We start from the raw sequence: 13,558 nt of genomic DNA, 5'->3' as shown, positions 1-13,558 counted from the left end.
TGGGGCGCTGTGGGCGCGCCGAAGCGGCTTGTCGGGGCCGTCTGCGTCTGCGGCGTTGGAGCCGGAGCTGCTGGAACAACGGACGCCGGAAAGCGCGGTGCGGGGCTGGGGGCCGGTGTTCCCGGCGTTTCCGCACGGGGGGCGGCGTCGACTTCACCCGGCAGTTTTTTGGGAGGGAATGTGGGAGGTTGGGACATACCTACTCCTGCTGTTGGGCCTGTATGGCCGCCACCGCTTCCGCCGCAGCGTGCTGAATTTCCGGATCTTCGTGGTCCATCATACCCAGAAGGACGCTGAAGGCCACATTGCCGCCGATGGCGCCCAGCGCTTCAATAATCTTGAAGGCCACCATGGGGCTGGCGTCCTCCAGCATCTGGGCCAGGGTGGGCACAGCTTCCGCCGCTTTGTGCAGCCCCAGGGCTTCGATGGCCCGGATGCGTACCCATTCGTTGGCGTCCTTCAGGGCGTCCACAATATGGGGCATGACGTCCGGGGAACCGATCTGGCCCAGCAGATCCACTACGGCCAGCCGCACGTCCTTGTCTTCATCGTGCAGCCTGGGCAGCAGCTGCGGCACAAAGGTCGCGGCTTCCGTTCCCAGATTTTGGAAGGACTCCACAGCCACCTGCCGGACCCTGGGGGAGGGATCCTCCAGAGCGGCCAAAATCTGGGGCAGATTTTCCCGCACGCTGTAGCGGCCCAGAGCGTAGACGGCCATCATGCGCTGCATGGGGTCGTCGTTGCCCGCACGTTCTTTAAAGCGTTGGTTGAGGGTGGCGCTGTGCAGATTGATGCAGGCTTCCAGGGCCATTTCCTGTACATCCACATAGCGATGGTCCAGCTGATTGAAGACCACGTCCTCCACTTCCGGGCAGGCGTGCTGATTGCCGAAAAAGACCAGGGCACTTTTGAGCACTTCGGCGTCGTCGGATTCTTCCATGGCGGACATGAAAAACGGCGTGTCCGTGCAGTCACCGGTCTGGGCGATTTCCGTCATGGCGGCGCGTTTGAGTTCCTGGCTGCCGCGCCAGAAGACCTGTTTGAGCTCTTCTACCGGCTCATGGTCATGGATGAGGCGGCAGGCGTCCATGGCCACCAGAATGCGGTTTTCGTCTTTACAGCGCAGGGCGTCGCGCAGGGCGTCGTTGTAGCCAATGGCGGCCAGCGCCGCAATGGCGGCTTCATAAAGTTCCGGCTGGCGTTCTTTGTCCAGGCTAACGGCCAGGCTGAGGACCGGGGCCGTGTTTTCCGCTTTGCCGATGCTGCGCAGGCCCTGCAGAGCGGCCATGAGGACATCTTCGTCGTTGTCGCTCAGGGCCTCGGCAAGGTAGGCGCGCAGGCGTTCCTGCGCCTTGTTTGCCAGCAGGGAAAGGGCCTTGCCGCTCAGAATCTGCACTATGGCTTTGACGATTTTGTGCCGAAGGGGCACGCTGACGTTTTCCAGCGAGCCGAACAGCAGGGGAATGGACTTGACGTCGCCCATATCGCCCAAGGCGTCCACAATGGCCGAACTGACCAGGGGCGAAGCCTGGGGCAGCAGTTTGACGAGCCCGCTGGCGGCGGAGTGGTCGCGGATTTTGGCCAGAGCCTCCACCACGGCAAACTGTACCCATTCCTCGTCGTGCATGGCCTGCACCAGCACGCCCACGGCTTCGGGAAAAGCCAGATTGCCTAGACTCACGGCCGCCTGATAGCGCACATTGACTTCCGGATCTTTGAGCAGGGCGCGCCCCAGCAGCAGCGAGGCCTGGTGGGTGCGGCAGTAGCCCAGAATGTCGGTGATGAAGATGCGCAGGTCCGGGTCTTCATCCATAAGGTACGGCTGCATGCTTTCAATGCTGTCCACGCCGATTTCGCGCAGTATGTCCATAGCCACATTGCGCACCGGGGCCTCGTCGCTGCGCAGCAGGGGGAGCAGAGCGCCCACCACCTGTGGCCCCCGGATTTTGCGCAGGGCGTATTCCGCGGCCTCCTGCACGCCCACACTGGGGCTTTTGATCAGCTCGCAGAGCTGGGGCACGGCCTCTTCCAAGCCCAGATCTCCGGCTTTGAAAGCCGCGTCCCGAATGGTTTCGCTGTCTGCGGAGCTGAGGGCCTCCACGATTTCCTGGGCCTGGGGGTGAGGGTTTTCCATGTTCATACTTCTGTCCTGTGGCGGTGCGGGTCAGCCTTTAACGGTTGTAATGATGGCCTTGGCAATGTCGTCCGCATCCAGGATAAGGTTGGCCAGTTTGGCGTCCACCACGGCCTTGGGCATGCCGTAGACCACACAGGAGGCCTCATTCTGGGCGATGAGGCAGCCGCCTTTTTCTCGCAGCACCCGTGCGCCTTCGCAACCGTCCGAGCCCATGCCCGTAAGCATGACGCCCAGGGTGCGGCGGCCCATGGTCCGGCCTGCCGTTTCCATAAGCAGGTTGACCGTGGGCTTGTACAGGGCGTCGCGCGGTTCCTCGGTTACGGAAACCTCCGGCAAGGGGCCGCGCATGCGGATGCCGATATGTTTGCCGCCGGGGCAGACATAGGCGTGCCCTATTTTAAACTTGTCGCCGTCCACTGCTTCGCTCACGTCAATCTGGCAGACGTTGTCCAGCCTTTTGGCAAAGGGGCCCGTAAAGGTAGCCGGCATGTGCTGGGCCACCAGAATGCAGGCGGGCAGATCCGCCGGCAAGGAGGAAAGAATTTTTTGCACCACCGGCGGCCCTCCTGTGGAAACGCCGATGACCACCAGATCGCGCGGGCCCAGGCAGGGGGTCTGCACATAATCCGCAGGCTGCGAAGGCTGCCAGCGGGGCTGCGGCGCCGGGATGTGGTTGATGCGCCGGTATTTGAGCCGGATAATGGCTTTTCTGCGGGCCAGGGCGCGCACTTTGCGCCGCAGCTCTGCGCCAAAAACTTCGCGCTCGTTGCTCATGATCTTGGGGATGAAGTCCAGAGCTCCGTATTCCAGGGCCTTCAGGGTGCTTTCGGCGCCGCTTTCCGTAAGGGAGCTGATCATCAGCACCGGCATGGGGTTGGTCTTCATCAGCCTCTGCAAGGTTTCCAGCCCACCCAGCCGGGGCATTTCCACATCCAGGGTCATGACGTCGGCTTCCACTTCATCGACAATTTGCAGCGCCGCCTGCCCATCGGGGGCGGTGGCCACCACCTTGATGTCCTGCTCCTGTTCCAGCAGAGAGGTGATGGCCCGGCGCATAAAGGTTGAATCATCCACCACAATAACGCGGATCATGTCGTTGTGCTCGCTTGGCAAGAAATTTCGTCCTTGATGGTGGTGTGCATACTACTAAAGCCTGTTCCATTTTACAAACGAAAAAATAGCTTGCAAAAAAGGACTGACTTGCTTATGTTCCCTTTCTCGACGGGATGTGGCTCAGCTTGGCTAGAGCGCAGCGTTCGGGACGCTGAGGCCGCGCGTTCAAATCGCGCCATCCCGACCAAAAAAAGCAAGACGCCGCAGGCACAGAACCTGCGGCGTCTTTTGCATCAGGCCAGCAAGCGCTTCGGAGCGCTACACGGGTGGCTCTACACCAAAGACGGGGGCAAGCGTTTTCTGCAGGCCGTTATCCTTTTTTTTGAGACAGACCCGTGATGACGCCCACAGGCCTTGGCGCCGTCCGTTGCCAGTGGGGGCGGCTTGCCGTATGCTGGGACAGGGCGGCCAGAAGGTCCGCCAGGAGGACATATGAAAAAGTTTTTGCTGTGCTGGGCGGTCCTGTGCGGCGCACTGGCGCTGGGCTGTGTCCAGGCGGAGCGGCGCGGTGTGCTGGACGGCGCATATATTTCCACCGCGCGCCCTGCCATCAGCGTGCGGGCGGCGCAGTTGCCCTTGCTGGGCAATGGGCGCTGGCACATCCAGCTTGCCGATACAGACATGGTGGGCGGTCTGCCCGTGCGGGTCTGGCTGGCCGTGTATGGCGCGGGCGCGCCGCAAGGCCCGCTGGCCATTGTGGCCCATGCCGAAGTGCCGCAGGGCTGGTTCTGGGACGGCGCGAGTCGGCGGCCTTTCAGCGTAGACCCCGGTGTAGAGCTTTTGGGCGACGTGGGCTTTCAGGCCAGTACCGCCATTGTGCGCGGCCCGCGTGACCCCTTTGCGGCTTTTGCCGGTGCGGATACCGACAAGAGCGGTCAGCCCGCGGCCTGGCTGGTGCGTCAGTTTGCGGCGCGGGCCAATTTTGACCGCGACAAGATCGTGCTGGAATACCGCGAACCCTTGCCGGCGGAACTGGCTGATCAGCCCACGCTGGAAATTCCCGGCACGGATCTGCTGCGGGCCTTTGAGCAACGCGCCCGTGAGGCCTTTGTGGTGGGCCCCGCTCCGGCGGACGGGCAGGGCGCGCAGGCGGGCACGCTGCCGCAGGTGCGCTGGCAGTATGTGGATCAGAATTTTCTGGGCACGGTTTCGCGTCAGGAGCTTTTGCAGCCGCGCTGAGGATACGGGCTGTTTGCGTCACAGAAGCCCCGGTGGTCCGCAGCGGATTACCGGGGCTTCTGGTTTGAAAAATGCGGCGTAAATGCTCCGGCAACGGCGCAGGGCGACAAAGCCGCAAACGCAGCCCGGCAGCAGCCACGTCAGGCGGATATAACTGCAGAAAGTTGCCCCTTGCCTCCCTGCCTGAAGAACCTGACTGTTCGGATCAGAAATAAAAATTGCGCAGCGTGCGGGGAAAAGGGCTAAAAAACTTCCTCCTCCGCTGAGAATAGGTATTCTCAAAGGTTACGGCACGCCCGTTCCGGCGCTGTCGTCAGCCGCAGCTAGCCGGCGTCTTGGCCCGTAACTTCCTTCGTCATAACGGGCCAAGCTCCTGCGTCGCAGCGGCTGAAGTTACGCCTGCGTCTCCGTGGCGGGCGGTTGCGTACGTAACCGCGAGGCTTTTCAAAATTGCAATGCCCTAACTCCGGCGTGGCCGACGGAAGGCGTTCTGGGCGTAGTCGCCCAGTTGCTCCAGACGGCGGTCTACCTTGTCGTAAAGGCTGTTGCGGGTAAAGCCGCCGTTTTTGAGGCGACGGCCCACGGGCAGACCTGTAAGCAGGGTGAGGGCCTCCTCTATGCTGCGCACGGTATAGATGGCAAAACGGCCCTGGTCTACGGCTGCCAACACGTCCGGGGCCAGCATGAGGTGGTCGGCATTATCGTGGGGGATGATCACGCCCTGCGTGCCGGTGAGGCCGTGCCGGGCGCAGACTTTGTAAAAGCCCTCGATCTTGCTGGTGACGCCGCCCACGGCCAGGATTTGTCCGGTGTGGTTCACCGCGCCGGTAAAGGCCAGGTCCAGGCGCACGGGCACTTCGGCCAGCGCCGAGAGCAGGGCGGCCAGCTCTGCGCCGGAGGCGCTGTCGCCTTCAATGCCCGCATAGCTCTGGTCAAAGTAGAGCGAGGCCGAAAGCACCAGCGGCTTTTTGCGGGCGAATTGGTCCGTGAGATAGCTTTTGAGAATCATCATGGCCTTGGTGTGGATGGGGCCGCCCAATTCGGCCTCGCGTTCCAGGTCCATAATGCCCTCATGCCCCACGCCTACAGAGCAGGAAATGCGGTGCGGCAGGCCGAACTCAAAATCGCCGTGCCAAGTGACGGAAAGCCCGTTGACCTGCCCCACGGCGCTGCCCGAAGTGCGCACCTTGATCATCTCGCGGTCGTAGTCCTCCATGAAGGCTTCTTCCACCAGATTGGCCCTGTAGGTGCGGGCGGCGTAGGCTTCTTCCAGCACGGCCGCGTCCACCATGGACGCGCCGCGCAGGCGGGCCAGGGCTGCAGCTTCAATCATGATTTCGCGCAAGAGCGGAAAGCGCAGGGAAAGCCGACGCTGATCCTCACAGAGGTGCGAACCCAGGTCAATAAGCCAGGCCAGGGCCGTGCGGTCAAAGGGCGGCAGGTCATCCTCTGTGATCATGACGGCCACATGGATGAGATAGGCGCGGACATTGGCGGCCGTGCGCTCCGTGACTTCGGCCATGTGGGCCTTGATGCGGAAGAGCTTGGGGAAGCGCTCGTCGTTGAGCAGCAGGGTTTCGTAAAGTTCGTCGTCGCCGATGAGCAGCACCTTGAGGGTCAGGGGCACGGGGTCCGGCACAATGCCCTTGGTGCGGATGGCCGTATCCGGATTTTCGCCCGTATCTTCAATGCGGGCGGCATTGGCGCGCAGGGCGCGCAGCAGTCCTTCCCAGGCCGTGGGGTGCTGCAGCAGATCCTCCACATGCAGGATCAGAAAACCGCCGTTGGCCCGGTGCAGGCTGCCCGCCCGGATGAGAGTGAAATCTGTGACCAGCGCGCCCATTTCCGACTCGCGTTCCACGCAACCCAGCAGGTTCACGGCAGTGGGGTGGTCCTCCACCACCACAGGCGCACCCGTAAGGGCGCTGTTGTCCACCAACAGGTTGGCCGCATAGCGGTAAAGCACGTCGTCGGCCTGACTGTGGTCGCCTGGGCCGGCCGCGGCCTCGCGCTGCAGAAATGCTTCGGGGTTTTTGAGCATGTCCGCGCGCAGGGCGTCGAAATAGGCCTCCAGGCCGGGAACCTGGGCGCAGATCTTGAGAAAACGCTGGCGCAGGGGATTCAGCAAAGCATCCAGCACCTGGCCCAAGGCCTCGCGCTCCAGGTCGCGTTCGCCGTCCTGCAGGGTTTCCTCGGCCCGGCTCAGCTGCCGCATAAAACCGGACATAGCCTGGACCAGAGTGTCGCCCCGGCTTTTGAGCTTGAGCCGCACCGTGCTGTCCAGGCGGTCAAACTCCTCTTCGCTCAGACGCTTGCCTTCCACCAGGGGGTAGAGGGTCAGGCCGCCGCTGTCGTCCATGTCCAGGTTAAAACCCTTGTCCACGGCCACAGAATTCATCTTGCGCAACAGCCCCAGGCGGGCGTTCTGGAAGGTGTCCACCAGCCGGGCGCGGCGTTTGACGTATGCGCCGGCTTCAAAACGGCGGGGCAGTTCCTGTTCGATCTGCTCCACCAGGTTTTTAAGGCTTTGCTTGAGCTTTATCCCCTGTCCGGCAGGCAGGGGCAGCAGGGTGGGGCGGTCCGGATCGGCAAAATTGTGCACATAGACCAGATCCGGCGGGATGGGCGCTTTGCGGGCCTGCGGCCGCAGATAGGTGAGCAGCATATGGCTGCGCCCCAGGTCCGGATCGCCGGAAACATAAACGTTGTAGCCCTGGGCCTTGATCTGCAGGGCCAGGTCCAGGGCCTGCATGGCGCGGGGCTGAAAAGGATTGCGCCGCCCGTTGCGCGGCTGCGGAATCTGGCGGCTGTCTTCCCAGGGCACGCGGGCGGGATCAAAGGTGGCGTGCAGCCGGGAGGTGGGGAGGGGAGTAATGGTGGGCATGCGGTTCTTGCTGATTATTGCTGATAAAGTTGATCCAGAATGGCGCGGCCGCCTCTGGATAAAAGCGTTGCTGCCAGGTCCAGGCCCAGTTGGCGCGCCAGCGACGTGTGCCCGCTGACGCTTTCACGCAGGAGCGTACTGCCGTCCACCTGCGCCACCAGGCCTGTGAGGCTCACGGCCTCGTCCGAAAGCAGCCGGGCGTGCCCGGCAATGGGCACCTGGCAGCCGCCGTTGAGACCGGCCAGAAAGCCGCGTTCGGCTTCCACGCAGACGCGGGTGGCGGTGTCTTCCAGCTGCGCCAGCAAAGGGAAAAGGTCTGTAGCGTCCTCGCGGCATTCAATGCCCAGCGCGCCCTGGCCCACGGCAGGCAGAAAGCGTTCCGGGTCCAGAATCTGGACGTGGGGCGCGTCCAGGCCCAAGCGGCGCAACCCGGCCGTGGCCAGCATGATGGCGTCGTAACGGCCCTCGCGCAGCTTGCGCAGACGCGTGTCCACATTGCCGCGCAGGCTCTCAATGCGCAGGTCGGGCCGCAGGGCCAGCAGTTGGGCCTGACGGCGCAGGCTGCTGGTGCCTACGCAGGCCCCCTGCGGCAGGGCGGCCAGATCGGCATACCGGCAGGAGAGCAGACAATCGGCTGGTTCTTCCCGACGGGGAATGCAGCCCAGGATGAGCCCCGGGGGCAGCTCCATGGGCACGTCCTTAATGCTGTGTACGGCCAGATGCGCCCGACCGTCCAGCAAGGCCTCTTCAATTTCTTTTACAAACAGGCCCTTGCCGCCAACCTTGGCCAAGGGCACGTCCTGGATGACGTCGCCCTTGGTTTTAATGACTTCAAGTTTTACTTCAAGGTCTGGCTGCAGGGCCCGGAGCCGTGCGCTCACGTGCTTGGCCTGCCAGAGGGCCAGCTGGCTGCCGCGGGTGGCGATGACGATGGATGCGCGCATGCCGCCCGCCTAGTGCCCGCAGCTTGCGCAGTTGCCGCCGGAGCACCCGGCGCAGCCGCCCCCGCTGCCGGAGGGCGGGGCGTAATCGCCGCCGTCGGCAGCGCCGCCCGCGCGGTGGGCGCAGCAGGACATGAGCTTGTGCGTGGCGTGCGAACCGCAGTGGGGGCAGGCGGGCGGATTGTCGTCAAAGACCAGTTCTTCAAAATCGTGTCCGCACTTGGTGCAGCTGTACTCATAAATGGGCATGATCAGACCTCGGTTGTGCTGGCCGTTCCCAGCAAGGGTTGCAGAGCGGCCACATTCTCAAACAGATAATAGTCCGTCAACTGGCAAAGTAAATGGCCGGCGGCGATGTGCGTTTCCTGAATAAGCGGGGTGCCCGCGTGGGGCACATCCAGCAGAATGTCGCACAGGGGCGCCATGGCCCCGCCGCCGTTGCCCGTAAAGCCCAGGGTGTGCAACCCTGCCTTGCGGGCCGCCTCCAGCGCCGCCAGCACGTTGGGGCTGTTGCCGGAGGTGGAAATGCCCACCAGCACGTCGCCCCTGCGGCCGAAGGCTTCCACCTGACGGGCGAAAACCCGGCTGAAGTCCAGGTCGTTGCCAATGGCGGTGAGGGCGGAGGTGTCTGTGGTCAGGGCCAGACCGGGCAGGGCTGGGCGGTCCATAAGAAAGCGGTTGACCAGCTCCGCAGCCAGGTGCTGCGCGTCCGCCGCGCTGCCGCCGTTGCCGCAGAACAGCACCTTGCCGCCGCCGGCCAGGCAGGCCGCCGTGCGCAGGGCGGCCTGGCGCAGGTCTTCTGCCCGCAAACGAAAAAATTCTTCACGCAGGCGCGCGCCGGCGGCCGCGTGCGCGGCGATGGTTTCCAGAGCGGTGTCGTGCATGGCCTTTCCTCTAGCAACAGGATGACGAAGTCACCATTCATATGTCAAAGCCCCGCCGCTGACAAGCACAGCGGGAACGGGCTTGCGGTTGGAGCGGCTATAACGTAGATTGCCTGCATGAAAAAACCACCGAGTCGCAACATCCTTCTGGTCTGTAAGGCCCGCCACGCGCAGGCTTTGGCATTGGGCGAAGAAATCGGCGCCTGGTTGCGTCAGCAGGGGCACAGGGCCTCGGTTATCACGGCCGAGAAGGATTCCCCCGCCTATGCGCAAGAGGATCTGAGCTTTGTGACTGTGCTCGGCGGCGACGGCACCATGCTGGGTGTGGCGCGCAGGCTGGTGGGGCGCAAGGTGCCGGTGCTCGGCATCAATTTTGGGCGGGTGGGCTTTTTGACCGACGCCCAGCCGGAGCAGTGGCAGGACAAGCTGGTGGAGTGTCTGCACGGCGACGAGCCCGTGCGCGCCTGTATGGCCCTGACCTGGTCCGTGACCCGCCAGGGGAAAGACCTGGCCCACGGCCACGGCGTCAACGATGTGGTGTTGAGCCGCGGCTCCCTGGCCCGACTGGTGAGCATGGAAATTGCCGTCAACGGCGTGCACATGGGGGCCCTGCGCAGCGACGGCGTAATCATCTGTACGCCCATCGGCAGCTCCGGCTACAGCGTATCCGCGGGGGGGCCTTTGCTTTATCCCTCCATGGACGCTCTGGGTCTTGTGCCTATCTGCCCTTTTTTGAATACCATTGCCCCGATGGTGTTTGATGGGAATACGTCTGTGACCATAGAGATACTGCAGGGTTCCACCGACTGTTATCTCACGGCGGACGGCCAGGAAGGCATGCTGCTGGAGCGCGGCGACGTGGTGCGGGTGGCGGGGCTGCCCGCTGCTGTGCAGTTTATGGGCGAAGGCACCTGCTTTTTTGAGCGGTTGCGTTCCCGCGGATTTGTGCTGCAGGGCGCGCCCGGCGGACTGAGCGGGGGCAGGGCATGAGCAACGGCTTCGCGGCGCCGGAGTCCGTGAGCCGCATCCGTCTTGGCCAGAATGATCGCTTTGACGCATGGCTTTACAGCATGCTCATTGACAACAACCTGGCCTTCCACATGAATCCCGACATCATCGCCAGCCCGGAACAGCTGGCCTTTATGGTGCATCTGGGGCAGGATCAGGTTTATCTGCCTTGTTCAGACGCCACCTTTGCCTTGCTCTGCGCCTCGCAAACACTGCCGGACCTGCGCCGACAGTATAACCGTTCCTGGCGCATCATCATGCGGCTGGTGCGTTCCTTTGGGCTGGACCGGCCCCGGCGGCAGCGGTTGCTGCAGTTTTGTCGCTACCGTTTCACGCAGTATGTGGCCCAGGGCACGCTTATTCCTTCGCGGCTGGTCAAACGTATGACCAATCTGGTGCTGGCGCAGGAGGGCGGACTGGACGACCCTTGGCGGGAGTGGCGGCGCGCCTCTGTCGGGCAGCAGCTGCAGCTGGTTGAGAGCCCGGCCGTCAGCAGTCCGCTGGGGGCCGTGCCTGAAGATTTTACCCCCGGCAACATGGACGAGGCTCGCGTCGCACTGGACTACGCCGAGCTGGTGCGCCTGCTTTGCCTTTCCGCCCATTCACGGCGCTGGCTGGAGAGCGCCCCCACCGAAGAGGAAACGCGCGTGGCCTTTGCACAAGCCAGGGCCGTTGCCGACAGCCTGCGGGGGTATTTTGCCGCTGCGGCCCGCCGACAGAACACTGTGCTTTTTTTGTGCGACGCGGAGGGCGGTCTGGCCCTGGACCTGCTTATGGTCCGCAGCCTCATGCGTATGGGGCATCGGGTTATTTTTGCCGTCAAGGAAGGCTTCTATTTTTTTGCGCCCACAGTGGAAGACATGGTCAGCGACCCGGCCGTCCAGCCGCTGCTGCAGGGCGGCATCGTGCTGCACGACAACAACCTGGGCAAAAATGAGCTGCTGCGCCACTTGCGCGAACACCGCCTGGTGGTCATCAGCGACGGCACCCGCGAGCGGCTGAACCTTTACCGCGTCTCCGTCACTTTTTCCCGCGCCTGGAAGGAGGCGGACTGCGTGCTGGGCAAAGGCTGGCGCTGTGCGGACGTGTTGCTGGGCACGAGCCACAGTTTTACGCGCGACGTGCTCTGCTATTGGGTGGACGAGGCGGGCTTTCACCTCAGGCTGCGGCCCCACGCCCCAGGCGTGCGCAAATGCGGCGAGGCCGACATCACCAGCCATGCGGAAGGCATTATAGCCACCATGCGCGCGGCCAAGGCGCAGGGCCGCACGGTTATGTTTTACAGCTGCATTATCGGCAGTATCCCCGGCGAAACGGCCACGGCCATTGCCCTGGTGCGGGCCTTTGTGGACAGTCTGCGCGAAAAAATGGATAATATTCTGATCATCAATCCTGCGGAGCACTTTGTGGACGGCATGGACGGCGACGACCTCATGTATATGTGGGAGCAGGTGCAGCGCAGTGGTTTTATCGACGTCTGGCGTTTTCAGACTGTTGAAGACATTGAAGAGAGCTTCGCCCTGCTGGGGCGCAAGGTGCCGCCGCGCTGGTCCGGCAAGGACGCCACCTTCTCCACGGGCTGCACCAAGGAAATGCGCATTGCCATGGAGGTGCAGGCCAGGAATCGTGAGATGCAGATCATCGGCCCCGCGCCCCACCTGTTCTTCCGCCGGGGCGAATATGGGGTGGGCAAATATTTTGACGCCAGCATCACCCGCTGAGGCCGCCGCGCGGGCGGACAAGGACGCAACCACGGGGCGTGGCCCCGCTTGAGGAGTAAGGGTATTTATGGCCGCGTATGAAGTCGTCATCGGCCTGGAAGTGCACGTGCAACTGGCCACGGCCTCCAAGCTGTTCTGTTCCTGCCCCACCACCTTTGGGCAGCCCGCCAACACCAACGTCTGCGAAGTCTGCGCCGGCATGCCTGGGGCCCTGCCCGTGCCCAACCGCCAGGCAGTGCACTACGCTGCCCTGGTGGGCCTGGCCACCAACTGCACGGTGCACCGGCGTTCCGTTTTCGCCCGGAAAAATTATTTTTATCCGGATTTGCCCGCCGGCTATCAGATTTCGCAGTTTGAGCTGCCCATTTGCGAGCAGGGTTATCTGGATATTGAGGCCGACGGCCGGGTGAGCCGCATCGGCATCACCCGCATCCACATGGAGAACGACGCGGGCAAGAACATCCACGCCCAGGGCGAAAACCTGAGCTATGTGGATTTGAACCGCGCAGGCACGCCCCTGGTGGAAATCGTTTCGGAGCCGGACATGCGTTCCGCGGCCCAGGCTGTGGCCTATCTCAAGACGCTCTACAGTATTGTTACTTATCTGGGCGTGTGCGACGGCAATATGGAAGAGGGCAGCTTTCGTTGCGACGCCAACGTTTCGCTGCGGCCCGTGGGTCAGACGGCCTTTGGCACGCGCACGGAGCTCAAGAACCTCAACTCTTTCCGCAACGTGCAACGGGCCATTGAGTACGAGATCGCCCGCCAGCAGGACGTGCTGGACGAAGGCGGCAGCGTAGTGCAGGAAACGCGCCTCTACGACGCGGCCAAAAACAGCACGGCCTCCATGCGCAGCAAGGAGGAAGCCCACGACTACCGTTATTTTCCGGACCCGGACATTTTGCCCGTGGAAATTGCGGCAGAAGACCTGGAAGCCTGGCGCGCCTCCCTGCCGGAGCTGCCCCAGGCCCGCGCCCGGCGTTTTGCGGCCATGACCGGCCTGGCTGAGGCGGAAGTGGAAGTGCTGGTGCAGGGGCGCGGTCTGGCGGACTTTTTCGAGGCCGCAGCACAGAAGGCCGAGCCCCGCAAAGTGGCCAACTTTATTCTCGGCCCGTTGCTGCGGGAATGCCACGCCAATGACCGCAACCCCGCAGATGCCGCAGACTGGGCCATGAAACCGGAGGCCCTGGCCCAACTGGTCACGCTGGTGGACAAGGGCGTCATCAGCGCCAAGATCGCCAACGACATCTTCGGCGATTTGTTCCGTAGCGGGGCCATGCCTGAAGCCTATGTGCGGGAAAAGGGCCTGGGCCAGATTTCGGATACGGGCGCGCTGGAAGCCGCCGTGGACACGGTGCTGGCCGAGAATCCCGACGAGGTGGCCGCCTTCAGGGGCGGCAAGACCAAGCTCATGAGTTTTTTTGTGGGGCAGGTCATGCGCGCTACCAGGGGCAAGGCCAATCCCGCCCTGGTCAATCAGCTTCTGCATCAGAAGCTGCAATAGGGCATTCTCCGTTGCAATGCCCTGGCGGTTCGTAAGCAGACGCCCATCGTGGAGACGCAAGCGCAGCTTCAGCCGTTGCGGCGCAGGCGCTTGGCCCGTTACGACAAAGGAAGCTACAGGTGAAGACAGCAGCGCTATGTATTTGTGCGGTTAAGCGCCGGAACGAGCGTACCATTACCTCTGAGAA

General features: G+C 63.2%; 10 protein-coding genes and 1 tRNA gene. 5 read left to right on the top strand and 6 right to left on the bottom strand.

The genetic code is table 11. From position 1 onward, the window contains the following. Positions 1 to 199 precede the first annotated feature (199 nt). Together J7I12_RS03645 and J7I12_RS03640 are read right to left on the bottom strand one after the other, a co-directional pair. Positions 200 to 2,140 carry a HEAT repeat domain-containing protein gene (locus tag J7I12_RS03645; protein WP_118229032.1) on the bottom strand — a complete coding sequence of 647 codons (1,941 nt, stop codon included), beginning with the start codon at positions 2,138 to 2,140 and terminating at the stop codon, positions 200 to 202. Positions 2,141 to 2,164: 24 nt separating this feature from the next. Further along, positions 2,165 to 3,229 carry a protein-glutamate methylesterase/protein-glutamine glutaminase gene (locus tag J7I12_RS03640; protein ID WP_118229031.1) on the bottom strand — a complete coding sequence of 355 codons (1,065 nt, stop codon included), beginning with the start codon at positions 3,227 to 3,229 and terminating at the stop codon, positions 2,165 to 2,167. 130 nt (positions 3,230 to 3,359) lie between these two features. Between J7I12_RS03640 and J7I12_RS03635 the strand changes: the two genes are divergently transcribed. Together J7I12_RS03635 and J7I12_RS03630 are read left to right on the top strand one after the other, a co-directional pair. Continuing rightward, positions 3,360 to 3,437 (top strand) — tRNA-Pro (locus J7I12_RS03635). A 245-nt stretch (positions 3,438 to 3,682) separates the two neighbouring features. Then, complete coding sequence (locus J7I12_RS03630; RefSeq protein WP_302548562.1) at positions 3,683 to 4,429, top strand: DUF4851 domain-containing protein; 747 nt, start codon at positions 3,683 to 3,685, stop codon at positions 4,427 to 4,429. Between the two features lie 460 nt (positions 4,430 to 4,889). On the opposite strand, the gene J7I12_RS03625 is transcribed toward J7I12_RS03630, so the two are convergent. The 4 genes from J7I12_RS03625 to J7I12_RS03610 are packed head-to-tail and all read right to left on the bottom strand — an operon-like array spanning position 4,890 to position 9,138. Continuing rightward, complete coding sequence (locus J7I12_RS03625; RefSeq protein WP_498794016.1) at positions 4,890 to 7,313, bottom strand: Lon protease family protein; 2,424 nt, start codon at positions 7,311 to 7,313, stop codon at positions 4,890 to 4,892. Positions 7,314 to 7,327: 14 nt separating this feature from the next. Continuing rightward, positions 7,328 to 8,257, bottom strand: a complete 930-nt coding sequence (gene hemC / locus J7I12_RS03620) for a hydroxymethylbilane synthase (protein ID WP_288907774.1) — start codon at positions 8,255 to 8,257, stop codon at positions 7,328 to 7,330. A 9-nt stretch (positions 8,258 to 8,266) separates the two neighbouring features. After that, positions 8,267 to 8,503 (bottom strand): FmdB family zinc ribbon protein, encoded by a 237-nt coding sequence (locus J7I12_RS03615; protein WP_118229027.1) that lies wholly within the window; start codon positions 8,501 to 8,503, stop codon positions 8,267 to 8,269. A 2-nt stretch (positions 8,504 to 8,505) separates the two neighbouring features. Then, complete coding sequence (locus tag J7I12_RS03610) at positions 8,506 to 9,138, bottom strand: D-sedoheptulose 7-phosphate isomerase (RefSeq protein ID WP_118229026.1); 633 nt, start codon at positions 9,136 to 9,138, stop codon at positions 8,506 to 8,508. Positions 9,139 to 9,255: 117 nt separating this feature from the next. On the opposite strand from J7I12_RS03610, the gene J7I12_RS03605 reads away from it, so the two are divergent. From J7I12_RS03605 to gatB, 3 genes are all read left to right on the top strand, one after another. Continuing rightward, the gene (locus tag J7I12_RS03605; RefSeq protein WP_118229025.1) at positions 9,256 to 10,128 is read left to right on the top strand and encodes an NAD(+)/NADH kinase; all 873 of its coding nucleotides are present in this window, start codon (positions 9,256 to 9,258) and stop codon (positions 10,126 to 10,128) included. After that, on the top strand, positions 10,125 to 11,867 hold the full coding sequence (locus tag J7I12_RS03600) for a hypothetical protein (RefSeq protein ID WP_302548561.1): 1,743 nt from the start codon (positions 10,125 to 10,127) through the stop codon (positions 11,865 to 11,867). Before J7I12_RS03605 ends, J7I12_RS03600 begins: the two co-directional genes overlap by 4 nt. A 67-nt stretch (positions 11,868 to 11,934) precedes the next feature. After that, a complete protein-coding gene (gatB, locus tag J7I12_RS03595) occupies positions 11,935 to 13,371 on the top strand; it encodes an Asp-tRNA(Asn)/Glu-tRNA(Gln) amidotransferase subunit GatB (RefSeq protein WP_118229023.1) in 1,437 nt (478 codons plus the stop codon). Positions 13,372 to 13,558 lie beyond the last annotated feature (187 nt).

The organism is Desulfovibrio diazotrophicus (assembly GCF_902498985.2).
Classification (GTDB): domain Bacteria; phylum Desulfobacterota; class Desulfovibrionia; order Desulfovibrionales; family Desulfovibrionaceae; genus Desulfovibrio; species Desulfovibrio legallii.
This window is presented reverse-complemented; position numbering and strand designations above follow the sequence as displayed.

Bases quoted from the DNA above. Each gene is read 5' to 3' on its own strand.
- J7I12_RS03645 (WP_118229032.1), bottom strand. From the start codon at position 2,140: ATGAACATGGAAAACCCTCACCCCCAGGCCCAGGAAATCGTGGAGGCC.
- J7I12_RS03640 (WP_118229031.1), bottom strand. From the start codon at position 3,229: ATGATCCGCGTTATTGTGGTGGATGATTCAACCTTTATGCGCCGGGCC.
- J7I12_RS03630 (WP_302548562.1), top strand. From the start codon at position 3,683: ATGAAAAAGTTTTTGCTGTGCTGGGCGGTCCTGTGCGGCGCACTGGCG.
- J7I12_RS03625 (WP_498794016.1), bottom strand. From the start codon at position 7,313: ATGCCCACCATTACTCCCCTCCCCACCTCCCGGCTGCACGCCACCTTT.
- hemC (WP_288907774.1), bottom strand. From the start codon at position 8,257: ATGCGCGCATCCATCGTCATCGCCACCCGCGGCAGCCAGCTGGCCCTC.
- J7I12_RS03615 (WP_118229027.1), bottom strand. From the start codon at position 8,503: ATGCCCATTTATGAGTACAGCTGCACCAAGTGCGGACACGATTTTGAA.
- J7I12_RS03610 (WP_118229026.1), bottom strand. From the start codon at position 9,138: ATGCACGACACCGCTCTGGAAACCATCGCCGCGCACGCGGCCGCCGGC.
- J7I12_RS03605 (WP_118229025.1), top strand. From the start codon at position 9,256: ATGAAAAAACCACCGAGTCGCAACATCCTTCTGGTCTGTAAGGCCCGC.
- J7I12_RS03600 (WP_302548561.1), top strand. From the start codon at position 10,125: ATGAGCAACGGCTTCGCGGCGCCGGAGTCCGTGAGCCGCATCCGTCTT.
- gatB (WP_118229023.1), top strand. From the start codon at position 11,935: ATGGCCGCGTATGAAGTCGTCATCGGCCTGGAAGTGCACGTGCAACTG.